The organism is Citrobacter sp. 50677481, from assembly GCF_001463265.1.
GTDB lineage: Bacteria > Pseudomonadota > Gammaproteobacteria > Enterobacterales > Enterobacteriaceae > Citrobacter_A > Citrobacter_A sedlakii.
The window spans coordinates 1-298 of sequence record NZ_LNHZ01000056.1; the positions used below are offsets into that span (position 1 = coordinate 1).

The following is a 298-nucleotide window of genomic DNA, read 5'->3' on the forward strand; positions in this document are numbered from 1 at the left end:
TGGAGCGGGAAACGAGACTCGAACTCGCGACCCCGACCTTGGCAAGGTCGTGCTCTACCAACTGAGCTATTCCCGCTTGGGTGGTCTGTGCGTTGAGGCACTTTCAAATTTTGGAGCGGGAAACGAGACTCGAACTCGCGACCCCGACCTTGGCAAGGTCGTGCTCTACCAACTGAGCTATTCCCGCTTGGGTGGTCTGTGCGTTAAGGCACTTTCAAATTTTGGAGCGGGAAACGAGACTCGAACTCGCGACCCCGACCTTGGCAAGGTCGTGCTCTACCAACTGAGCTATTCCCGA

Annotated in this window: 2 tRNA genes; both read right to left on the minus strand. The window is 56.4% G+C overall.

Annotated elements, in window-relative coordinates:
• A tRNA-Gly gene (locus APU02_RS14930) sits at nt 1–76 on the minus strand.
• Between the two features lie 35 nt (nt 77–111).
• Nucleotides 112–187 (minus strand) — tRNA-Gly (locus APU02_RS14935).
• Nucleotides 188–298: the final 111 nt, after the last annotated feature.